Origin of the sequence: Actinoalloteichus sp. GBA129-24 (genome assembly GCF_001941645.1) — a bacterium.
In the GTDB taxonomy this organism is placed as follows: domain Bacteria; phylum Actinomycetota; class Actinomycetes; order Mycobacteriales; family Pseudonocardiaceae; genus Actinoalloteichus_A; species Actinoalloteichus_A fjordicus.
The window spans coordinates 6200560-6223212 of the sequence record NZ_CP016077.1; the positions used below are offsets into that span (position 1 = coordinate 6200560).

Consider the following 22653-nt stretch of genomic DNA (forward strand, 5'->3'; position numbering starts at 1 on the left):
CGAGAAGGATGCCCAGGACCCCATTCCAGGGTCGGGACGAGACCGATCGCCGAACGCCGGATTCCCTGTGCTCATAAGGGAATCCGGCGATTCGAGATCAACCGAGTCGGGCGGGGAGGGTCGTGGGCAGCCGCGATGGACGATCCCGCTCGAAAGTGTCGATGTCATCGGCATGACGCAACGTGAGTGCGATGTCGTCCAGGCCCTCCAGGAGGCGCCACCGCGTGTAGTCGTCCACGTGGAAGCGGACCGTCAGGTCCTTGGCGACGATCGTCTTCTCTCGGAGGTCGACCGTCAACTCGGTACCCGGCTCGGTCTCCAGCAGCTTCCAGAGCTGCTCGACGTCGGACTGTTCGCACTGCGCGGCCAGCAGGCCCTGTTTGCCTGCGTTGCCCCGGAAGATGTCGGCGAAGCGAGAGGAGACGACGACGCGGAAGCCGTAGTCGCCCAACGCCCAGACGGCGTGCTCCCTGGACGAGCCGGTGCCGAAGTCCGGGCCCGCCACGAGCACGCTGCCCGCTCGGAACGGCTCCTGGTTCAGCACGAAGTGCTCGTCGGACCGCCAGGCCGCGAAGAGTCCGTCGCCGAACCCGGTCCGGCTGACGCGCTTCAGGTAGACGGCCGGGATGATCTGGTCGGTGTCGACGTTCGAGCGCCGCAGCGGGACGCCGACACCGGTGTGCGTGGTGAACGCCTGCATGTCGTGGAGATCCTGTTCCTCATCGTGCGTGGTGGTCGGCGTGGCCGTCGGGTGTGCGCGGGCGTCGCACGGGGCGACGGCCGTCTGCGCGAGTCCGGCCCGTGCTGACCCGGCCCGCGTCGCAGTCCTGGCGACGCGTCAGTTCAGGTCCTCGGGAGAGGACAACGTGCCGCGTACCGCCGTCGCGGCGGCGACCAGCGGGGAGACCAGGTGCGTCCGGCCGCCACGCCCCTGCCTGCCCTCGAAGTTCCGGTTGGACGTCGACGCGCTGCGCTCCCCGGGTTTGAGCTGGTCGGGGTTCATGCCAAGACACATCGAGCAGCCCGCGGAGCGCCATTCCGCGCCCGCCGTGGCGAAGACCTCGTGGAGCCCCTCCGACTCAGCCTGGCTGCGGACCTTCATCGAGCCGGGCACCACGAGCATCCGTACGCCGCCCGCGACCGTGCGGCCCCGGATGACCTCGGCGGCGGCCCGCAGGTCCTCGATCCTGCCGTTGGTGCAGGAGCCGAGGAACACGGTGTCCACCGGGATCTCCCGCAGCGGGGTGCCCGGTTCCAGCCCCATGTAGGCCAGGGCCTTCTCGGCGGCGAACCGTTCGTTCTCGTCGGCGATGGCCTCCGGATCGGGAACCGAGGCGGACAACGGCAGCCCCTGGCCGGGATTGGTGCCCCAGGTGACGAACGGAGCGAGGCTCTCGGCGTCGATGACGACCTCGGCGTCGAACTCGGCGTCGTCATCGGTGCGCAGCGTCCGCCAGTACTCGAGGGCCTCGTCCCACTCGGCGCCCTGCGGCGCGTGAGGCCTGCCCTTGAGATACGCGAAGGTCGTCTCGTCCGGCGCGATGAGACCCGCCCGCGCGCCCGCCTCGATGGACATGTTGCAGACGGTCATCCTGGCTTCCATCGACAACGCCTCGATCGCGCTGCCCCGGTACTCCAGGACATAGCCCTGTCCGCCGCCGGTGCCGATCCTGGCGATCACGGCGAGGATGACGTCCTTGCTGGTGACGCCGGGACGCAGCGTCCCGTTGATGGTGACGGCCATCGTCTTGAACGGCCGCAGCGGCAGCGTCTGGGTGGCGAGGACGTGCTCGACCTCCGAGGTGCCGATGCCGAGCGCGATGGAGCCGAAGGCGCCGTGCGTCGAGGTGTGGCTGTCGCCGCACACGACCGTCATGCCGGGCTGGGTGAGGCCGAGCTGCGGGCCCACCACGTGGACGATGCCCTGTTCGTCGTCGCCCATCGAGTGCAGCCGGACGCCGAACTCCTCGCAGTTGCGGCGCAGGGTGTCGACCTGGGTCCGCGAGACGAGGTCGGCGATCGGCAGGTCGATGTCCGTGGTCGGAACGTTGTGATCCTCGGTGGCGATCGTCAGGTCCGGCCTGCGGACCGGCCGGTTCGCGAGCCGGAGCCCGTCGAAGGCCTGCGGGCTGGTCACCTCGTGCACGAGGTGCAGGTCGATGTAGAGCAGGTCCGGCTCGTCACCACTGCCCTGCCGCACGACGTGCGCGTCCCACACCTTCTCCGCGAGTGTGCGAGCCATCGCTCCTCCCCATCGAGGTCTCTGTCCCACCATCTGGACATCCCAGATCGCGAGAAGTTAGTATCGGTTCGTGGGACAGCATAGCGGCATCGGCGTACTGGACAAGGCAGTGGCCGTCCTCAGCGCGGTAGCGGACGACCCCTGCGGGCTCGCAGAACTCTGCGCTCGAACGGGACTGCCCAGGGCGACCGCCCACCGGCTGGCGGTCGGCCTCGAAGTGCATCGACTGCTGCGCAGGGGCGCCGACGGGCGCTGGCGGCCCGGGGCGGCGCTGAGCGAACTGGCGGGGACCGCGAGCGACCCGCTGTTGGAGGCCTCGTCCTCCGTGCTGCCCAGACTTCGGGACATCACCGGCGAGAGCGTCCAGCTCTACCGACGCGACGGGATGCAGCGAGTCTGCATCGCGACCGCCGAGCCGCCGAGCGGGCTGCGCGACACCGTGCCCATCGGCAGCAGGCTGTCGATGACGGCGGGCTCCGGAGCGAAGGTCCTGGCGGCCTGGGCCGATCCCGGCACCCAGCGGGCGGTCCTGACCGACGCCGTCTACGGCGAGCGCACCCTCGTGGAGGTCCGGCGCAGAGGCTGGGCGCAGAGCGTCGCCGAACGCGAGCCGGGGGTGGCCAGCGTCTCCGCTCCGGTGCGCGACAGCGCGAGCGCGGTGATCGCGGCGATCTCGGTATCCGGACCGGTGGACCGGATCGGGCGGAAGCCGGGCGCCCGGTGGGCCTCCGATCTGCTCGCGGCCGCCGAGGCGTTGCAGTCTCGGCTCTGAACCTGTCTGTGATCCCTGCTGTCCTGGTTCGCGGGCAGGCGTGGCGATCCGCGGCGTCGTCGTCGGTCACCCTGACTCCGTCCTGGCTCCCTCCGGTCGCCTGGGAGCTCATCCACGCTGATCCCCGCTCTACGACGGAGAGACCAGAGACAGACTGTACGGAGTCTGCTTCGACCGGGTCGCCGGGTTACCCGCGATCCTCACGCGAGTCCGGCAGCCCGGTTCCGGGCCTGCGGCGAGGTCCGAGCGAAGACCGTGTCCCGGATCGCGTCGCAGGCTAGCGGGGACGACCGGCCAGTTCGTGCCGGAGCGTGCCCGGCACGGGATCATGGCTGCCTGGCGGGTGATTCGCGACACCATGGAGTGGACCCGTCGAGGTGATCATGATCACCGGTCGCGGGCTGCCGGTGCTGATCGAAGCCGCCACGTCGTCGCACGGACCTCGCGACCGCGCGGCGGGCATCCCCGCTCTCCGCCGCACGCGGCCGACATCGGTGGACGCGCCCCGGTGCCCGAGAAGACCGCTGCCGACGCCCGTGCCGACCGCAGGCAGGGCTCCGCCGGGCGCCTTCCGGGCCTCCTGCCCGCCGGAGTCGTCGCCTCGGCCGGGCGAGACCACCCCGCATCGCGTCTCACTCGGCCACAGAGCGGCCGGTACAGGTATCGCACCCGAGGACACCGAGCACGATCGGCTGCGAGGCCCGAGAACCACAGAGCGCCTCGGAACGGGTCGACGTCGCGCGGTCGAGCCGTCCGTCGCCCGGGCGGCCTGCTGACGTATTCGCGGTCGGAGTTCCCGTTCCGGAACATCGGCCCGCGTCAGCGGGAGAGTCGAGCGGCCCCGCCGGTCGCACACGACGAGCTCCCGGCCTCGTACCGATGCGCTGCGCTCGCGCCGGGGCCGCACCGAGTTCCCGTGCGGAGCTCACCGGACGCCGTCTCGGGATCAGGCGCGCGCCGAACGACGTCGATTCGGCCGCGAACGCCAGGGCGAGAGCACCGGCCTTTCGACTCACCGTTCCAGAAGACAAAGAAAAAGGACCGATCCGGCAATTTCTGCCGAATCGGTCCCATTTTCCCTAAGTAGCCCCGACGGGATTTGAACCCGCGCTACCGCCTTGAGAGGGCGGCGTCCTAGGCCGCTAGACGACGGGGCCTTAGTTATTCTCTTGTCTTGCTGCGAAAGACCTTACCACACTCGGTTTGCGTCTTTCAGCTGGGGTACCAGGACTCGAACCTAGACCAACAGAGCCAGAATCTGCCGTGCTGCCAATTACACCATACCCCACTGTCCCGGCGGGCTGATCTCCGTCTCCGGCGACCCGCTCCCCGTTCCGGTGACAGATATTAGACCACGATCCCCCCAGATGCGAAATCGGCTCCCCGAAGACCCGTGCCAGCGCCGCCCAGCGAGGTCAACGCGGGCTCGGCAGGCGAGGAAAGACCAGGTCAGGAAGCTCCGTGAGGCTGGAGATGACGGAGACGCCCACCGGCACCCTGTCCGCCTCGCCTCGGCGATCCAGCCAGACTCCGTGCAGTCCGGCGTCGACCGCGCCCGAGGCGTCGAGATCCAGCCGGTCGCCGACGTGGATGGTCTCGCTCGGCGCGACGCCGAGTGCCTCGCACGCTGTGTGGAAGATCATGGGGTCTGGTTTGCCGATGCCGAGTTCCTCGGATATCACCAGGTGATCGAAGGTGTCGATGAGACCGACGGCCGCCAGTTTCCTTCGCTGATAGAGCGAGGCAGCATTGGTAATCACAGCGAGTCGCAAACCGCTCGCTTTCAGCCACTCGAGACAGGGCCAGGCGTCGTCGAAGAGTCGCCAGGTTCGGCTGATGCACGACAACCGGTGTTCTTCCCGTTCGGCAGCCTCGCCGTCATCGAGTTCTTCGCCGAGACCGGCGAAGAACTCCTTAGTTCGCTCCCGGCGCATGGTGTCGAAGTCGACCTCCCCCGCGTGATAGCGGAGATGGTGGAGATCGGTGGTCCTGCGCCACGCGGGCCAGGCGTCGTCATGGCCGAGGAGCGCCGTGAGGCCCGAGCGGGCTGAGGTCTCGTAGTCGACCAGGGTGTCGTCGATGTCGAGGCAGACGGCGCGAATGCTGCCGCTGGGCAGTGTAGAAGGCGAGGCTAGGGCTGATGTCACCCCGTGAGGTTAGGCGCGCACGAGGCGCGATGAACTCGGCTGACAAGGTGATCCCGCCGGAGCTTCCTCGATACAGCTCGTGACAAGCCGTGAACGAACACCGGTCGTGACCAAGGTGGTCACGACCGGGTGAGCCTCACTGTGCCTGGTCGAGGCCCTGTCGCAGCCTGCCGAGGGTGCGCTCCCTGCCCAGCAGCTCCATGGACTCGTACAGCGGCGGCGAGACGGTCCGACCGGTCACCGCGACGCGAACCGGCGCGAACGCCTTCCTCGGCTTGAGGCCGAGTCCGTCGACGAGCGCGGTCTTGAGCGCGGTCTCGATCGCCTCCGTCGTCCAGTCGCTCAGCGCGTCCAGGGCCGCGATCGCCTCGGTCAGCACCGGGACGGCCGCCGCGTCGAGCGCCTTGGCGGCGTCCGCCGGCTCGGGGGCGAAGTCCGCATCGGCCACGAACAGGAACCGCAACATGCCGACGGCGTCGGAGAGGACGATCAGGCGCTCCTGCACCAGCGGTGCGGCGGCACCGAGCACCGCGAGCTGTTCCGCCGTCGGCTCCGAGGGCAGCAGCCCGCCCGCGACCAGATACGGGACCACTCGGCGAGCGAAGTCCTCGACGGGCAGGGCCCGCAGGTGCGTGGCGTTGATCGCCTCTGCCTTCTTCAGGTCGAAGCGCGCCGGGTTGGAGCTGACCTGCCGGACGTCGAAGGCCGCCACCATCTCCTCTCGCGAGAAGACGTCGCGGTCCTCGGCGATCGACCAACCGAGCAGGGCCAGGTAGTTGAGCAGCCCCTCCGGCAGGAAGCCCCGGTCCCGGTAGTTGAAGAGGTTCGACTGCGGGTCGCGCTTGGAGAGCTTGCGGTTTCCCTCGCCCTGCACCAGCGGCAGATGGCCGAACTGCGGGACCAGCTCGGCGACCCCGATACGCCGCAGCGCCTCGTACAGCGCGATCTGGCGGGGAGTCGAGGAGAGCAGGTCCTCGCCGCGCAGCACGTGAGTGATCTTCATCATGGCGTCGTCGACGGGGTTGACCAGCGTGTAGAGCGGCTCGCCGTTACCCCGGACCAGCACCGGGTCCGGCACGGAGCCCACCTTGAAGGTCACCTCGCCGCGAACGAGGTCGTCGAAGGTGATGTCGGTGTCGGGCATCCGCAGTCGCAGCACCGGCAGCCTGCCCTCGGCGCGCAGTTCGGCGCGACGCTCCTCCGTGAGGTCGCGGTCCGCGCCGTCGTAGCCGAGCTTCGGGTCACGCCCCGCAGCGCGGTGGCGCGCCTCGATCTCCTCCGGCGTGGAGAAGGACTCGTAGACCTCGCCTGCGGCGCGGAGCTTCTCGACCACGGCCAGGTGCAGCTCGCGTCGCTCGCTCTGCCGGTAGGGGCCGTACTCGCCGCCGACCTCGGGGCCCTCGTCCCAGTCCAGGCCCAGCCAGCGCATGGCGTCCAGCAGAGCCAGATAGGACTCCTCGGAGTCCCGCGCCGCGTCGGTGTCCTCGATGCGGAACACCAGGGTGCCCTTGTTGTGCCTGGCGAACGCCCAGTTGAACAGGGCGGTCCGGATCAGGCCCACATGCGGGGTGCCGGTCGGCGACGGACAGAAACGGACGCGGACAGCCGCTGGGCTGGTCTGAGGCTCAGTCATAACCCGATCAGCCTATCCATCCCGTTCCGGGTTGACAGCACCACCGGCCGGGAGGAACCTGATGTTATTCAACACTCGTTGAAATAGGAGGCGATGATGCCGACGACAAGCACCGACGGGCACCGGACCGAGGCCACCTGCGTCGTGGTCGGCGGCGGCCCGGCAGGCATGATGCTGGGTCTGCTGCTGGCCAGGGCCGGGATCGCCGTGACGGTGCTGGAGAAGCACGGCGACTTCCTCCGTGACTTCCGTGGTGACACCGTGCACCCCTCCACCCTGACCCTGCTGGACGAACTCGGCCTCGGAGAGCGCTTCGCCGAGCTGCCGCAGCGCAGGGTCGACGCGGCACGGGTGCTGGTCGACCAGGGAATGGCCAGGATCGGTGATCTGCGACGAATTCCCGGCCGACACGGGCACATCGCCCTGGTCCCCCAGTGGGACTTCCTCAACCTCGTGAAGGACGCCGCCCAGGAGGAGCCGACCTTCGAGCTGCGGATGCGCACCGAGGTCGTCGGGGTGATCCGGGCGGGCGGCCGCGTGCGCGGCGTCCGGTACCGGGACGAGTCGGGGGAAGGCGAACTGCGCGCCGACCTCGTCGTGGCCTGCGACGGCCGATCGTCCACCGTCCGCGACTCCGTCGGGCTACGGCCGAGGGAGTTCGGGGTGCCGATGGACGTGCTGTGGTTCCGGCTGTCCCGCCGAGAATCGGATCAGGCGGGCCTACTGGCCCGGTTCCGCCCTGGTGAAGGCCTGGTCTTGATCGACAGGGGCGAGTACTCGCAGTGCGGCTATCTCATTCCGAAGGGAACCGAGGCCAGGCTGAGGGCGGGCGGCATCGAGAAGTTCCAGACCCGGATCGCACGGCTGGTGCCGACGCTCGCCGACCGGGTGACCGAGATCGCCTCCTTCGACGACGTCTCGGCGCTGCTGGTGCGCCTCGATCGGCTGCGGCGCTGGCATGTGCCCGGCCTGCTCTGCATCGGCGACGCGGCGCACGCCATGTCCCCCGTCGGCGGAGTCGGCATCAACCTGGCCGTCCAGGACGCCGTCGCCACCGCCCGCATCATCGAGCCAGGGCTCTCGCGCAGCACCCTGAACAGCCGCGATCTCGCCAGGGTCAGCAGGCGACGCCGGATTCCGGCCGTCATCATCCAGGCGGCGCAGCGGCTGGTCCACCGGGCGCTGTTCCGCCGGATCGACCTCGAGAACACGGCACCGGTGGAGCCCCGGAGCGGGCGGCTTCCCCTGCCGCTGCGCGTGCTGAACCGGATTCCGATCCTCCAGGCGATTCCCGCCACGCTCGTCGGAATCGGTCCGCTGCCGGAACACGCGCCGCCTTTCGCCCGGCGTCCGCCGTCTCGGTCGGGTCGTCCGACGCCGGACTGAGAGCCGCCCGCCAAGCTCCGGCAGGTCGAACCCCGGCGAACACCGGAGGAGGGAAGGGGTCCGAGGCAGCAGGCATGGGGCGCGCTCGAGCGGACACGACTGTGCCGTCTCGACGACGAAGTGCCATCCAGAACCGGCGGGCGGCGGGAAGGGCCGCCTGCGTCGTCGAGCCGTGCCTGCGCGTCAGCCTGGTGTCTCGGGTGTCCGCGAGACACCAGGCGTGGTCGGCGCGACCGCCGCGGGGGCGGTGCATGTCGGCCGAGCGTGCAGGCCCGCTGAGGCCGGACGAGTCAGCGCCGGACGAGTCAGCGCTGGACGACCGGGTTGCGCAGCGTGCCGAGGCCCTGCACCGTGATCGCGACCGTCTGTCCCGCCGTCATCGGACCCACGCCCGCAGGCGTGCCCGTGAGGATCACGTCACCAGGCAGCAGCGTCATGACGCGCGAGATCCAGGCCACCAGGGTCGGAACGTCGTGCAGCAGATTCGCGGTGGTGGAGTCCTGCCGCACCGCGCCGTCGAGTTCGGTGCGGATGCGCAGGTCGGCGGGATCGGCGGTCGTGTCGATCCACGGGCCGAGCGGGCAGAAGGTGTCGTGCCCCTTGGCCCGAGTCCACTGGCCGTCGGCCTTCTGCTGGTCGCGCGCCGTCACATCGTTGGCGATCGTGTAGCCCAGCAGCACGTCCTTGGCCTTGGCCGGGGACACGTCGCGGCAGGGCGCGCCGATGACCGCGGCCAGCTCGCCCTCGAAGTCGACCTGCGCCGAGTCGGCGGGCAGCCGGATGCTCGCGCCGGGGCCGATCACCGAGGTCGACGGCTTCATGAAGATCACCGGGTTGGCGGGCGGCTCGCCGCCCATCTCCCTCGCGTGGTCGGCATAGTTCTTGCCGATGCAGATGACCTTGCTCGGCAGGATCGGCGCGAGCACCCGCACGTCGGCCAGCGGCCAGCGACGGCCGGTGTACGTGGGGTCGCCGAACGGGTGCTCCGCGATCTCGACCGCGACCTGGTCCGTGTCCGGCTCCCCCTCGATCGAGACGAAGGCCACTCCCTGGGGGTGGGCGATACGGCCGATACGCACGGACAACCTCCTGCGATGCTGCTTCTGGCGGACGGCACCACTCTAGACGGGCAGGTCAGCGGGGTCGGCGGTACGAGCAGCCCGGAGAGCAGGATCACGGCAGCGGGCAGCCGTCCCGCTCGGCGGCGGCGCTGGTGAGTGCGGTGAAAAGGTCCCCGTCGGGCGAGTCGTCGACGAACTCCCCGAAACCAGTGAGGTGGTAATGCACCGGCTCGCCCCCACAGGTGTGGTCGAGCCCGGTACCCCTGTACAGGTCGTCTTCACGGCCTTGCACGGTCTCCGCGATGACACCTCTCGCCACCACGAAAGTCGCTATGAGTGACAGGTTCTCACCAGGCTCCTGCGGCTTGTCGATGTCCCAGACCTGGCACGCCTCCGCCACACCGCCCGTGATCGACTCGACCGTATGTCGAATTCCCGAAGCAGGCGCCGGAATCAGCGTGGGATCTGCCAGACCGCACAGACCAGATGCTCCCTCGACAGCGTTCGGAACGGGATGCGGCGGCAGCTCGGCAGGGGCGACTAGCGGATCCGAGCCGCACCCCCATCGATCGACGAGATCGTTTGCCGCCTCTATCCCAGCCGCCAGCATCGCCCCTCGATACTCGAGATCTTCAGACGAAACAAATCCATCGTTCCTCCTGCCTGACTGAATAGAGCCGATGTCAAGCCAGAAGTCGCCGACGTCCGGATTTCCGGCACATTCGACGGGAATAGTGGCACTGCCAGTGGTCAACAAGGCATCCGTCGACCCGACCCCGACGACCTGATACGTCGGTCCACCCATTGCGAAAGAAACGATCGAACTAAACCCGGATTGATCCAGCCTGGGTAGATCAACCCGAAGAAATGGCCAAGAGGAATCTATTGCGAACTGCCCATCAACCTGGTTACGGTAACTCGTTCCGCAAGAGAACTCATAACCATCTTCGATGAATTCATCTGGCAGACCGCCACCCGGAAAACCCATCTCCTCCCATGAGTTCTCACTCAGGAGATCGTCGCAGACCAGTTTGAGTTCCGGCTCTGCGGAAGGGTTCTGGCCAGCGCCGCCAGAGCCGAAACAGCCGCCCACCACGCCGACTGCGGCTGCGATGGCAACGAGATGCTTCACGCGTCGCATCATCCACCCGACCTTGATTCATCGCCAAAGGAGATCGAGGTGTCCAGATGATAGGAAACCTTGATCTCATCAATCACGCTCCGCATCTCTCCGCCAGCAGGAGATCTTCTCCATTCGTCGAAAACTCCCTTCTGCACAGGATCAAGCGACGAATATGCGGGCACCTTGCCGTCGATCATCAACTCAGCAGGCGGCGGAGCATCCGGAGCCCACATCTCATGTCGAATCATCGCATCGAGCACAAGACTCTCTACGTCGGTGGAACCTTGACGGTATAGGTCCTGAGCCCACCCCTCCGCCGAAGAGAAGTCATCTCGGCGCGAATTCTCGACCACGTCATCGAGGACCATGGTCACACCATCCCCGAGGAGACCTCCAGCGACCGGGATCTCGCCAACGATGTTTCCCAACACGAGGTCCGTCAAGGCAGCTCGATCCTCCAACGCCTTGTTGTACTCGTTGTCCGCACTGGTCATCTCCGCATAGCCCGCTTCGGCCCGTGCACCGTCCAAGGCGTTAAAGATCACGGCCGCTTCGCGACCTGCCATCTCGACATCCGTATAACGCGTCCCTAGGTCAAAGGAGCTCGATGCCATCTCCTCAAGGCGCAGCGCGGTGTAGACCCGCTGTGCTTCGTGAATCTGGGCATACTGCTCAGGATCACTTGCCAGGTCGCCGATCACCGCACGGATGTCATCCCGATGGGCAGCGTGCCGGTTGGTGCTGCTGTCGATCGAATCCGCATTCACAAAAGCGATCTCGGCACTGATCATGTTTGTCATCGTGTCGCCCATGTTGTGCGGGATGCCGTCCGACCGGTCGGCGAAGGCGCCGATGGAGTCGCGGAGGATCTCTCGGGAGACCTCGTCCCGGCCCGCCTCCAGCGTCGCGGCCTCCAGGGCGTCGCCGAAGCTGCTCCAGCCTGCGGACACGTGGTCGTCCGGGACGGACCTGGTCAGTGAGTCGGGGATCCACTCCCGCTCGGCGAAGTACTCGACGCGGTCTTCGCCGTCCTTGGAGAAGAAGTCCTTCGCGGCCTGCGGATTCTCGTCCAGGGCGAGCATCAGCCCGTACATCGGGTCGAGCCCGGCGGTCTGGTCGTCGATGAAGTTGAAGCGCAGCGGTGCACCGAGCACGCCCTCCTGAGTGTTCCAGGCCTCAGGATTCTCCTTCTCGAAGTCGATCAGATCGTTCCCGATGAACTCCAGGAACTCCGAGGAGTACTCGCCTGAGTTCAGCAGCGGGCCCAGGAACTGGTAGCCGTAGACGCCGTCCGGTCCAGTGAATCCCGGCAGGACGACCTCCTCGCGGCCCGCCTCGGCGAGATCGGACCACCACTGCTCGCCCAGGTTGGGTTCGCTGCGGGCGTCGGTCGCGGTGGCCAGCGCCTCGCCCAGCTCGATCTGGAGACGTCTCGCCAGCTCGGGATCGGGGTGTCCGAGGTGGTTGCCGATTCCGGTGATGTCGGAGGCGAGTTCCAAGGTCCTCTCCGGCCCCAGCAAGTCCAGGAACTCGGTGGCGAACACCGGGTCCTCGGCGTAGTGCTCCAGCAGGTCGCGGAGTTCCCTGGCCTCCTCGTGCGTCAGCGGCCGGGTGCCTGCCAGCTCGGCGGCGCGGGCGGCCTGTTCCTCGATGCGTTCCTGCATGGCGGCGATGTCCGCCGCGGAGCTGTGCACGGCGCTGTGGTGCTCCAGTCGACCCGTCAGGTCGCTGTCGAGGTCCTCGGCCTCCGTCAACAGCTCCGCGATCTGGGTCTGCACGTCCACCCGCGCCCGGTGTCGCACCTCGCGCTCGTGGATCTTCTGGCCGTCGGACAATCCGGTGGTGTCGTACGGGGCGATCCAGATCTCGCCGTCCGCTCGGAGCTCCAAGCCGCTGCTGTGCGCGTAGGCGAGGACCGAGGCGAGCCGGTCCTGAATTCCGGTGATGTCGTCGGCCGCCTGCTTGTACACGTCCGCCACGTTGCGGATGTCGTCCACGCTCTGCACTCCCCGGCGCCGGATCTCGTCGACGTATCGCCCCGCTGCCTCGGCGGCGAAGCCCTGCCACACCTCGTCGTCGGCGATCCGCTCGATCACCTCGCCGTTCAGGTCCGAGAGCTGCTGGTCCAGGTCGTCCGACCAGTCGTTCCATGCCTGCGCCAGCGCGGACCAGTGGCTCGGGTCGAGATCGCGGAGTTGCAACAGATCCGGCATGTCAGCGTCCTCCCTGCCCGGATTCGGACGGGAGTTCTGCCTCGACGCGGCCGAGATCGCTCGCCGCGTCATCGTCGTTCATCCGGTAGATGCGGAGCGACTGCTCGATCTTCTCACCCGCCTCGCGGATCTCCGCCGCGAAACCGATGAGGTTCGTCTCCCACACCTCGGTGCAGACCGGTGTCTGCTCGGCGAACCGCCAGCCGGGCGAGGCGCCTGCCGCCTCGGCGCCCCGCTCGACGGTCTGTGGTGCCAGCTCTTCGACCAGGTCCGCGATACTCGCCGCGCTCGTGGCGACAGCCCCCAGTGCCGCCTCGTCAACCTGCATTCCCCGTGCCCCCGTTGTCTCGGTGTCGTGATCAACGAGGAGACAGCAGACTCGGTCGACATCGACTTCGGGGGCGAAACCGGCAGATTTCACCCGGACGCCGACGATCGACGCGTGGCCGTGACCGCCGGTGCTCACGGACTGCGGGCGGGATCACGCCGCTCTCACTCGGATCGCGGTACACGCCTCGGACGACGGCCGGGAACGGCAGCCGATGTACGACCTAGGCCCGGACCGAATCTGCCTCCTGCCGGGCGGCCCGATGGACCAGCGCGTCGCACAGCGCCAACCAGCTCGCCTCGACGATGTTGCCGTGCACACCCACCGTGGTCCACTTGTCGACGCCGTCGCCGGAGTCGACGAGCACGCGGGTCACCGCGTCGGTGCCGTGCTCGCCCGAGAGGATGCGCACCTTGTAGTCGAGCAGCCGGACCTCGGCCAGCCAGGGCAGATACCGGGTCAGGGCCGCCCGCAGCGCCGCGTCCAGGGCGTTGACCGGGCCGGTGCCCTCGGCCGTCGCGATCACCCGCTCGCCCTCGACATGCAGCCGCACAGTGGCCTCGGCGACCACCTCGCCGTCAGACCGATGGTCAAGCACCACGCGGTAGGACTCCAGGGTGAACGGTCGCAGCGCGGCAGCGGAATCGGATTCCTCGGCCGCCGTCTCCAGGCCGCCTGCCAGTTCGGCACGCAGCAGCAGCTCCAGGGAGGCGTCCGCCGCCTCGAAGGACCAGCCGCCTGCCTCCAGTTCCTTGACCCGGCGCACCACCCGACCGACCGCCTCCGGCCTGGCGGCCAGGTCCAGCCCGAACTCGCGTCCCTTGAGTTCGAGACTGGCCCGGCCCGCCATCTCCGTGACCAGCACCCGCATCCCGTTCCCGACATCGCCCGGCTCCATGTGGTTGTAGAGCTCCGGGTCGACTTTGATCGCGCTCGCGTGCAGCCCCGCCTTGTGAGCGAAGGCCGACGCCCCGACATACGCCTGGTGGGGGTCGGGGGCGAGGTTGGCGATCTCGGCGAGGGCATGGGACACGCGGGTCAGATCGACCAGCCTGCCCTCGGGAAGCACCGGCATGTCGAGCTTGGTGACGAGGTTGCCGATCACCGGGAAGAGATCGGCGTTGCCCGCCCGCTCGCCGTAGCCGTTCGCGGTGCACTGCACGTGTGTGACGCCTGCCTGCACGGCGGCGATGGTGTTGGCGACGGCGCAGCCGGTGTCGTCCTGGCAGTGGATGCCCAGCCGGAAGCCGGTGCGGGCGCTCACCTCGGTGACCGTCTCGGCCAGCCCGGTCGGCAGGCTGCCGCCGTTGGTGTCGCACAGCACCACGACGTCGGCGCCGCCGAGCACCGCCGCCTCCAGGACCCGCAGCGCGCAGTCGGGATCGGCGGCGTAGCCGTCGAAGAAGTGCTCGGCGTCGACGAAGACCCGACGCCCCTCGGCGACGAGCAGCGACACCGTGTCACGGACCATCGCGCAGTTCTCGGCGACGTCGGTGCGCAGCGCCCGCTCGATGTGCCTGCGGTCGGACTTGGCGACCAGCGTGATCACCGACGCCCGCGAGTCGAGCAGCGCGCGGACCTGCGGGTCCTCGGCGGCCGTCATCCCGGCTCGTCGGGTCGAGCCGAAGGCGACGAGGGCGGCGTGCCGCAGTTCCAGCTCGCCGTCGGCCGCCCTGGCGAAGAACTCGGTGTCCTTGGGCAGCGCACCGGGCCAGCCGCCCTCGATGAACCCGACGCCGAGGGAGTCCAGCTGTCGCGCCACGGTCAGCTTGTCGGTCACCGAGTAGGAGATGCCCTCCCGCTGGGCGCCGTCGCGCAGCGTCGTGTCATAGAGGTGGAAGGCGTCGCCGAGCGGAGTGTCTGCCGGAACGGTGCGGAACACGAAGGACTCCTCGGGCGGTGTCGAGTCTGGCTTCGAGAAAGAGGGGACAAACAAAAAGACCCCCCGCGGATGCGAGAGGTCTGCGCGTCGGGTGCTGGTGGGAGCACTACCCGACGCGCTACGCGATAATGATCATGCCGTGATGAGCCACGCGGCGATGGTGCCACACCCGCCGACGGAATCCAACCGTGCGGACGCAGAAGTCCGGATGCTGGGAAACTTCACCCGTTCGTGGCCCCGCAGCCGGGCGAAGCGCCGACGAGGGGACCAGATACGAACGGGGTCGCCCACCGTGGTGGACGGCCCCGTCGCCAGGTGGGGATCAGGCTGAGGGTGGCAGCGAGACCGGCCGCTCCGGGCGGGTGTTCGACGAGACCAGTGCGGCCAGCCGATCGCCGATCGCATAGGTCGCGCCCGGCGAGGCGTGATCCCTGGTGGCCAGGTCGAACGCCACCGACGCCTCGATTCGCTTCGCCGCCTCCGACATGCCGAGGTGGTCCAACAGCAGCGCGACCGACAGCACGGCGGCCGTCGGGTCCGCCACTCCCTGACCCGCGATGTCCGGCGCGCTGCCGTGCACCGGCTCGAACATGCTCGGGTTGCGTCGAGTCATGTCGAGATTGCCGCTGGCCGCGAGTCCGATGCCGCCGGTGATCGCCGCCACGAGGTCGGTGAGGATGTCGCCGAACAGGTTGTCCGTGACGATCACGTCATATCGCGACGGGTCGGTAACCATGTGGATGGTCACCGAATCGATGTGCTGGTAGCTGACGGTCACCTCGGGGTGCTGGAGGGAGACCTCCTCCACGATCCGAGACCACAGCGAACCCGCGTAGGTGAGCACGTTGGTCTTGTGAACGAGGGTGAGATGCCTGCGCGGGCGGGCGGCCGCCCTGGCAAAGGCGTCCCGCACCACTCGTTCCACCCCGAACGAGGTGTTGATCGAGACCTCGGTGGCCACCTCGTGCGGCGTGTCCTTGCGGAGCAGACCGCCGTTGCCCGCGTAGAGGCCCTCCGTGCCCTCGCGCACCACGAGCATGTCGACCTCGCTGGGATCGGCCAGCGGGCTGCGCACCCCCGGATACAGCCGGGCGGGCCGCAGATTGACATGGTGGTCGAGTTCGAAACGCAGGCGTAGCAGGAGTCCGCGTTCGAGGATGCCACTGGGCACCGACGGATCACCGACCGCCCCGAGCAGGATCGCGTCGTGCTGACGCAGCTCCCCCAACACCGACTCCGGCAGCAGTTCGCCGGTGGCGTGCCACCGAGCGGCACCGAGGTCGTAACGCACGATCTCCGCGTCTGGGACAACTTCACCGAGCACCTTCAATGCCTCGGCGATAACCTCGGGCCCGATCCCGTCGCCTGGGATCACAGCGAGCCGCATCCGTGCACCTCCCTGGTACAGATCCCACTGAACGGGACCAGTTCGTTCGAGCAGGCTACCGCTCCCGCGTCGGTACTCCACATGGCGGCGGCCTGCCAGCGATGATCTTTCCCGTACTGCGGGACGCCCATTCGAGTGAACATCACTCGAACAGCCTAAGGGGCGCCGTCAATCCCCCACCCGCACGAGCGCGGGCCGGCGGGCGTCCGCGCCGCGCGGAGGGCGACCGTCGGCGACGCGACGGAACCCCGGCCTGCCAGCCGATCGAGGCCGAGAACGAGTGATGCCCCGACCGTCGCCGGCCGGGGCATCACTGTCGCACTCAGAGCCTGTCTTCAATCCCCACTTTCCTGTTGCGCGGGGCCAGCGCGGCGATCTGCGGCGTTGTCGTCAGTCAACATAACTTTCGTTATGCCTCCTTCCTCCGCCTGGCAGCTCAGCCACGCTGATCCCGCTCACGACTCCAGAGGGATCAAAGACAGGCTCTCAGGACTCCGTCGACTCAGGACTCCCGTGGTTCACGGGGCTCCCCTGGGCTTTACGGAGTCAGTTGACGAAGATGGGCGGGGTGCTGCCGGTCGGCACCACCTGCACCCGGTCTCCCCGATGGTTGTGGTGATGCAGGACGAGCAGCCGACCGTCGGCCACCGCCGTCTCCAGGTCACGGTTGACCACCAGCGCGGTGCCCGGCCGTGCCTCGTAGGAGAGCGCCGCGTCGCCGCCGCCCTGCGTCCACAGTCCCGGCCGCACCGCGTCGAAGGAGATCGGCTCGTCGATCGAGTCGATCAGCCCGTCCGGGTCGCCGGGTGCGGCGTAGTAGCCGCTGACGCCGACCGTGTAGGTGATCGGCGCCGACTCCGCAGCGGGGTCGATGCCCAGTGCCGTCAGGGCCACCGGCAGGACGAGCACGTTGGTGTCGAAGACGTTCGTGTCGACGTCGCCGAGCTGGCCGTTGATCGGCTGCACGTCGACCACCGGGGCACCCTCGGCGTTGAGGTCGACCGTCGCGGCCACCAGGACGTCGCTGCCGGTGTACTTCGTCACATAGGTCTCGAAGTCCGGCACGCCGTCGCCGGTCACGTCGATGTCGACGAACGGGACCGTGTTGCTGCCGATGTTGTACCAGTCGGCCCAGGTGGTGATGCCGAACGCGAGCAGCGCCGACTCGGGGTCGCCCTGAAGCACGGCGAGCGGCGCCGTGGAGGTGGCCCCGACCTGTCGAAGGTCACCGCCCTTGGCCGTCCGGTTGATGGTGCAGCCCAGCACCTGGTCACCCGCGCACTCGGGCAGCTCCGGGCTCGTGGCGTGGAGCTCCAGCACGCTGATCAGCGACCGGTAGGCCTCGTCGCCGGAGCCCTGCGAGATGCCTCGGCCGCGCAGGTTCAGCACCGCCTGCTCGGCGCCCTCCGGCAGTCGCAGCCAGGAGGCCGCCTCGATGTCGGCGACGGGCTTCGGCGCGGAGTGCACCGGAACCCGCAGCGGCACCGTGGAACCGGAATCTGGGGTGAAGACGATCCGGCCGGAGGCGTCGGCCAGGAACTGCCGTGCCTCGCCGCCCTGCTCCTTCTCCAGCGTCGCGTCGGCCGTCTTGCGCAGCGCGGCCGGGTCGGTGATCGTGAGCGTCACGGTGACCCTCGCGACACCACGCGGGCTGAGCGTCACCGAGTCGCGGTCCAGCTCGTAGCTGACGCCGGGGATCTCGGTGGCGGGCTGGTAGGCGACCGACATCGTCGTCCGCCGGACGCCCTTGTTGACCAGCTTGATCGTCTTGGTCTGGGCGATCGGCCCGTCGACCTCGACGGTGCCGTAGGAGACGCTGACCTGACCGGGGTCGTCCTCCACCATGGCCAGCACCTGGTTGTCCAGGGCCGCCAGGGCGTCGACCCGGCCGGAGCCGACCCGGTTCGGCGCGTACACGATGCCGTCCGGCCCGGTGGTGATGTCGGCGCCCGCCGTGTTCATCAGCGCGGCCTTGATCTCCTCCGGGGTCCAGTCCGGGTGCTCCTCGCGGAGCAGAGCGGCGATACCGGTGGTGTGCGGCGCGGCCATCGACGTACCGCTGATCACCAGCGTGCCGTCGCCGCTGCCGGAGAGGGCGGAGGCGATCGTGTCACCGGGTGCACTGAGGTCCGGCTTCACGCCGGGTCCTCGGCCGCCACGCGAGGTGAAGGAGCTGGGCGTGTCGACGAGGTCCTCGTCGACGGTCGGCACCGAGGTGCGCAGCTCGCCCGCGAACCGCATCTCCAGGGTGCCCGCCTCCAGAGCGGGACGGACCTCGTCGACCGCGGTGCCGGTGAGCTGGATGACCGGGATCACGTCGTTGCCCGCGATGCCCGCGCTGAACTGGTCGAGCCCGGAGGAGAAGATCGCGCCGACCGCGCCCGCGTCGGAGGCGTTGTCGGTGCGGCCCGCCGAACCACAGCGTCGAGTGGTGTCGTCGTCGTCCCACTCCAGCCAGGCGATCTTGCCTTCGACCGAGGCGGCGTCGGCTGCGGACAGCGGGTCACAGCCGTCGAGGTTGGCCTCGTCGGTGAGCCGGACGACCTCGGCCGTCAGGTCCAGATCCGCGTAGTCGGGGTAGCTCTGGCTGTACTGGCCCGGCTGGAGACCCGCGAGGGACTCCGGTGCCACGACCTCGGCGCCGTCGCGCACCACGGAGGCGTCCCGGCTGCTCGCGACGGTCAGCGCCTCAGGGGTGTTGCCCGGCGAGCCGCCGACGTCGAAGAGGTCCCCGCCGTTGCCGCCGGAGAACACCGTGACGACGCCGTGCTGGTTGAGCTTGCGGACGAACAGGCTGGCCGGGTCGTCGGGGGCGCCGAAGTTGCTGCCCAGCGACAGGTTGACCACGTCGAGCCGGTCGGTGAAGTCACCGTCGCGGTCGGGGTCCAGCGTCCAGTCCAGTCCTGCGGAGGTGACGTCGGTGGAGCCGTCGCAGCCGAAGACCTTGATCGAGTAGATCAGGGCGCCCGGCGCCGTGCCCGGCCCGATCCGCATGCCGCGGACGGTCTCGTCGTCCAGTTCGGAGTAGTCGCCGTCGAAGGTGCTGCCGTCGGCGTTGACGCCGAAGCCCGCCGCCGTGCCCGCGACGTGGGTGCCGTGGGTGCCGCAGGAGATCGGGTTGTCGTCCGGCCGGGGCTGGTTCAGCTCCGGGTCGTCGCTGGAGGCGTCGTAGTCGTCGCCGACCAGGTCGGTGCCGCCGACGACCTTGTCCGTGGGGAAGTAGCTCGGGTCGATCGTCGTGCGATCGATCTCGTCGTAGGCCTCGGGCGTGCCGGGGCCGCCGAAGGTGGCGTGGGTGTAGTCGACGCCGTCGTCGATGATCCCGATCCGCATGTCCTCGCCGTAGCGGCCGGTCTGCTGCCAGCTCGGGAGGGTATTGGTGAGCTGCACGGCGCTCGCGTTGGCCAGCTCGTGCCTGACGAGCGGCCGGATCGACCGGACGTCGGAGCGTTCCACCAGCTCGCGGACCGACTCGGCGTCGGCGCGGACGGCGACGCCGGGAACGGCGTTCACGGTCTCGTAGAGGACCTCGGTCTGCCGGTCGGCGACGAGCAGCTCCGCCACGACGACGTCGGCCGTCTCGAGGGTGGCCTCCCTGGCCTCCTCGGCGGCGACGCTGGCCTCCTCGTCGCTGGCGCCCGCCTCCTGCTCCTCGACGAACACGTCGACGGCGGGGGCGTTCTCCAGCTCGATGAAGACGCCGATCCGACCCTGTGCCTCGGCCAGGCTCGGTGCGACGCCGGACAGCCCGACATCCGTCGACAAGGCGTCGGCGGTGGGCAGCGGCGGTGCGAGCGGTTGATCCTGTGCCGTCGCGCTGCCCACCGCCGCGGTGGTCAGGACGACCGCCAGTGCCGCCGCAGCGGACCTGGTGACCCTTCTTCGACTTCGACTCACTGGTGTGCCCTCACTGAAAGACCCGTCTTCGACCATGCCGAGGCCGCAAAGCGCCTCCGGCCTGCCGTTCGGGACGACCCGGTCCCGGGCGGCAGGCCCCTGGATCAGGGTCCCTGATCAGTCGAGAGTCTGATCGGCGGGGCTCTGGCAGGGGAACCTCAAGCGATGAGCCCGGTGTGGCGGGCTCCGATCGAAGGGACACGAAAGGCAGCTCGGCACGGCGCCGCAGTCGCCGCAGCGCCTGGTCCGGCCTTCTTCATGGGAACCTAACGCGAGATCAGCACGCTGTGATTGCTCCTTTCGGATGAAGCAATCCCAGCTCTCTGCTCAGAAACCGCCTGCGGTTCACCGAATCGATGACTCAGGGTGTTTGTTTCCCACCTGAATGCCACTCGCCTGCACCGGAGTGGATCAATCGGTCGTGGCGGCACCGCGACGCGGCAGCAGAACAGATCGAGCCGGGCGCCGAGCCCGAAGACGCCGACGCGGTGTTCCCCCCGCGCCGCGCAGGGCGGCGACGGTGTGGGGGAACACCGCGTCGTTCCATCGACGCGAATCGGCTTCAGCGTCGTTCCATCGACGCGAATCGGCTTCAGCGTCGTGACCATTCACGCACGTCAGCTTCAGCGTCGTGACGCTCCGAGCCGAGACCGGCTCAGTCGAAGGAGACCGAGTACGCGGTGCTCGCACCGATGGCGGCGCCGATGGGCTCCAGCACTCCACCGGTCAGCGGCCGATCCACCCGCAGCAGCATCGTCGCGTCGGAGCCGTCGGTGGTCTGGCTGATCTGCGCGGCCTCGATGTTGATGCCGACCTCGCCGAGCAGCGTGCCGACGGTGCCCATCACGCCGGGCCGATCCGGGTACTCGAGCAGCAGGACATTGCCCTCGGCACGCAGGTCGAAGTGCCTGCCGTTGATCTCCACGAGCTTCTCGACCTGCCGCGGTCCGGTCAGGGTTCCCGAGACGCTGGCCGTGCCGCCGTCCGGCAGCACCACCCGCACCGTGACGAGGCTGCGGTGGTTGGCGCTCTCGCTCTCGGTGCGCACGTCCACCGCCACCCCGAGGTCCTCGGCGAGCCTCGGCGCGTTGACGAAGGTCACCTGGCTCTCCACCACCTTGGAGAAGACACCGCGCAGCGCGGCCAACGGCAGCACGCTGACGTCCTCGGTGGACAGCTCGCCGCGCACCTCCACGGTGACCGAGGCGGGCGTGGCGGGCAGCAGCGCGGCGAGCACGAGCCCGAGCTTCTGGGTGAGCGGCAGGTACGGCCGCACCTGCTCGCCGACGACGCCTGCGGTCTGGACGTTCACCGCGTCCGGTACGAAGTCGCCGCGCAGCGCGAGCAGCACAGAGCGGGCCACGTCCGTACCCGCGCGGTCCTGGGCCTCGGCGGTGGACGCGCCGAGGTGCGGCGTCGCGACCACGCCGGGCAGCCCGAACAGCGGGCTGTCGGTGGTGGGCTCGGTCGCGTAGACGTCGACGCCCGCACCGCCGACCTGACCCGAGCTGACGGCCTCGGCCAGCGCGGCCTCGTCGACGAGTCCGCCACGGGCGGCGTTGACCAGCAGGACGCCGGGCTTGGTCTTGGCGAGCTGGGCGGCCCCGATCAGCCCCTTGGTCTCCGGGGTCTTCGGCAGGTGGATGGAGATCGCGTCCGCCCTGGACAGCAGCTCGTCGAGGTCGACCAGCTCGATGCCCAGCTGCGCGGCCAGCGCGGGCGACACGTAGGGGTCGTAGGCGATGAGCTTCGTCTCGAACGAGCCGATCCGCTGGGCGAAGAGCTGCCCGATCTTGCCGAGGCCGACCACGCCGACGGTCTTGCCGCGCAGCTCGACTCCGCTGAAGGAGCTGCGCTTCCACTGCCCGGCGCGCAGGCTCGCGTCGGCCGCCGGGATGTGGCGGGCGACGGCGAGCAGCAGGGCCACCGCGTGCTCGGCGGCGGAGACGATGTTGGAGGTGGGCGCGTTGACCACCATGACGCCGCGCTCGGTGGCGGCCGGGACGTCGACGTTGTCCAGACCGACGCCCGCTCTGGCCACGACCTTCAGCCGCAGGCCCGCGCCGACCACCTCGGCGTCGACCTTGGTCGCGGAACGGACGAGCAGGGCGTCCGCCTCGGCGACGGCGGACAGCAGAGCCGGCCGGTCGGTGCCGTCGACATAGCGGATCTCGACCTCGTCGCCGAAGACCTCGACCGCAGAGGGTGCGAGCTTCTCGGCGATGAGGACGACGGGACGACTGGTGTTGGTCACGAGCTGCTCCAGGGAAGGTTGTTGCGGTCCTCGGCTGCCTGGCGGCGACCGCCAGCGAGCAGTCTAGTCCCACGCTTGTGAAACGTTTCTCATACTTCGAGACGCGGCCGAGCGCAGGCCGCAGGGTGATCGGCCCACGCAGTGAACGCCGCGCACCCCGGCCGCGCGTTCACGCAGCCCACGAGCAGCCGCGCATCCGAGGCACCGGGCGGCGACCGGGCCAGATCGGGTGTGACGCAGAAGCGACGAGGACGTGACGAGGAATACCGCGATTCCTCGTCACTGTCGGTGTGTCGAGCCGGGCGGCCTGCCGGTCGGAACGGTGCGA

The 22653-nt window shown here is 69.0% G+C and carries 15 protein-coding genes and 2 tRNA genes; 2 read left to right on the forward strand and 15 right to left on the reverse strand.

Annotated elements, in window-relative coordinates:
- Positions 1–97: 97 nt before the first annotated feature.
- Positions 98–700 carry a 3-isopropylmalate dehydratase small subunit gene (leuD, locus tag UA75_RS26610; protein ID WP_075742582.1) on the reverse strand — a complete coding sequence of 201 codons (603 nt, stop codon included), beginning with the start codon at positions 698–700 and terminating at the stop codon, positions 98–100.
- 138 nt (positions 701–838) lie between these two features.
- Positions 839–2242 carry a 3-isopropylmalate dehydratase large subunit gene (gene leuC, locus UA75_RS26615; RefSeq protein WP_075742583.1) on the reverse strand — a complete coding sequence of 468 codons (1404 nt, stop codon included), beginning with the start codon at positions 2240–2242 and terminating at the stop codon, positions 839–841.
- A gap of 70 nt (positions 2243–2312) precedes the next feature.
- Here leuC and UA75_RS26620 point away from each other — a divergent pair, with 70 nt between their 5' ends.
- Positions 2313–3014 carry an IclR family transcriptional regulator gene (locus UA75_RS26620; RefSeq protein ID WP_075742584.1) on the forward strand — a complete coding sequence of 234 codons (702 nt, stop codon included), beginning with the start codon at positions 2313–2315 and terminating at the stop codon, positions 3012–3014.
- A gap of 1084 nt (positions 3015–4098) precedes the next feature.
- Here UA75_RS26620 and UA75_RS26630 read toward each other — a convergent pair.
- From UA75_RS26630 to gltX, 4 genes are all read right to left on the reverse strand, one after another.
- Positions 4099–4171: transfer RNA gene (locus UA75_RS26630), tRNA-Glu, on the reverse strand.
- A 59-nt stretch (positions 4172–4230) separates the two neighbouring features.
- Positions 4231–4302 (reverse strand) — tRNA-Gln (locus tag UA75_RS26635).
- Positions 4303–4429: 127 nt separating this feature from the next.
- Complete coding sequence (locus UA75_RS26640) at positions 4430–5161, reverse strand: HAD family hydrolase (protein ID WP_075742586.1); 732 nt, start codon at positions 5159–5161, stop codon at positions 4430–4432.
- Between the two features lie 136 nt (positions 5162–5297).
- Positions 5298–6794, reverse strand: a complete 1497-nt coding sequence (gltX, locus tag UA75_RS26645; protein ID WP_075742587.1) for a glutamate--tRNA ligase — start codon at positions 6792–6794, stop codon at positions 5298–5300.
- Positions 6795–6887: 93 nt separating this feature from the next.
- On the opposite strand from gltX, the gene UA75_RS26650 reads away from it, so the two are divergent.
- The gene (locus UA75_RS26650; RefSeq protein ID WP_232237461.1) at positions 6888–8180 is read left to right on the forward strand and encodes an FAD-dependent oxidoreductase; all 1293 of its coding nucleotides are present in this window, start codon (positions 6888–6890) and stop codon (positions 8178–8180) included.
- A 305-nt stretch (positions 8181–8485) separates the two neighbouring features.
- On the opposite strand, the gene UA75_RS26655 is transcribed toward UA75_RS26650, so the two are convergent.
- From UA75_RS26655 to serA, 9 genes are all read right to left on the reverse strand, one after another.
- Complete coding sequence (locus UA75_RS26655) at positions 8486–9259, reverse strand: fumarylacetoacetate hydrolase family protein (protein WP_075742588.1); 774 nt, start codon at positions 9257–9259, stop codon at positions 8486–8488.
- Positions 9260–9353: 94 nt separating this feature from the next.
- Positions 9354–10373 (reverse strand): hypothetical protein, encoded by a 1020-nt coding sequence (locus UA75_RS33470; protein WP_157434454.1) that lies wholly within the window; start codon positions 10371–10373, stop codon positions 9354–9356.
- An 8-nt stretch (positions 10374–10381) separates the two neighbouring features.
- Positions 10382–12577 carry a DUF6571 family protein gene (locus tag UA75_RS26665; protein WP_075742590.1) on the reverse strand — a complete coding sequence of 732 codons (2196 nt, stop codon included), beginning with the start codon at positions 12575–12577 and terminating at the stop codon, positions 10382–10384.
- A 1-nt stretch (position 12578) separates the two neighbouring features.
- Positions 12579–12905, reverse strand: a complete 327-nt coding sequence (locus UA75_RS26670) for a hypothetical protein (RefSeq protein ID WP_075742591.1) — start codon at positions 12903–12905, stop codon at positions 12579–12581.
- A gap of 223 nt (positions 12906–13128) precedes the next feature.
- Positions 13129–14787 carry a citramalate synthase gene (cimA, locus tag UA75_RS26675; RefSeq protein WP_075742592.1) on the reverse strand — a complete coding sequence of 553 codons (1659 nt, stop codon included), beginning with the start codon at positions 14785–14787 and terminating at the stop codon, positions 13129–13131.
- Positions 14788–15109: 322 nt separating this feature from the next.
- On the reverse strand, positions 15110–16174 hold the full coding sequence (locus UA75_RS26680) for a 3-isopropylmalate dehydrogenase (protein ID WP_075742593.1): 1065 nt from the start codon (positions 16172–16174) through the stop codon (positions 15110–15112).
- Complete coding sequence (locus UA75_RS33475) at positions 16159–16320, reverse strand: hypothetical protein (protein ID WP_157434455.1); 162 nt, start codon at positions 16318–16320, stop codon at positions 16159–16161. Before UA75_RS33475 ends, UA75_RS26680 begins: the two co-directional genes overlap by 16 nt.
- Before the next feature lie 400 nt (positions 16321–16720).
- The gene (locus tag UA75_RS26685) at positions 16721–20071 is read right to left on the reverse strand and encodes a S8 family peptidase (protein WP_083683648.1); all 3351 of its coding nucleotides are present in this window, start codon (positions 20069–20071) and stop codon (positions 16721–16723) included.
- A 655-nt stretch (positions 20072–20726) separates the two neighbouring features.
- The gene (gene serA, locus UA75_RS26690) at positions 20727–22325 is read right to left on the reverse strand and encodes a phosphoglycerate dehydrogenase (protein ID WP_075742594.1); all 1599 of its coding nucleotides are present in this window, start codon (positions 22323–22325) and stop codon (positions 20727–20729) included.
- Positions 22326–22653 lie beyond the last annotated feature (328 nt).

Bases quoted from the DNA above. Each gene is read 5' to 3' on its own strand.
- leuC (WP_075742583.1), bottom strand. From the start codon at position 2,242: ATGGCTCGCACACTCGCGGAGAAGGTGTGGGACGCGCACGTCGTGCGG.
- UA75_RS26665 (WP_075742590.1), bottom strand. From the start codon at position 12,577: ATGCCGGATCTGTTGCAACTCCGCGATCTCGACCCGAGCCACTGGTCC.
- gltX (WP_075742587.1), bottom strand. From the start codon at position 6,794: ATGACTGAGCCTCAGACCAGCCCAGCGGCTGTCCGCGTCCGTTTCTGT.
- UA75_RS26670 (WP_075742591.1), bottom strand. From the start codon at position 12,905: ATGCAGGTTGACGAGGCGGCACTGGGGGCTGTCGCCACGAGCGCGGCG.
- leuD (WP_075742582.1), bottom strand. From the start codon at position 700: ATGCAGGCGTTCACCACGCACACCGGTGTCGGCGTCCCGCTGCGGCGC.
- UA75_RS26650 (WP_232237461.1), top strand. From the start codon at position 6,888: ATGATGCCGACGACAAGCACCGACGGGCACCGGACCGAGGCCACCTGC.
- UA75_RS26680 (WP_075742593.1), bottom strand. From the start codon at position 16,174: ATGCGGCTCGCTGTGATCCCAGGCGACGGGATCGGGCCCGAGGTTATC.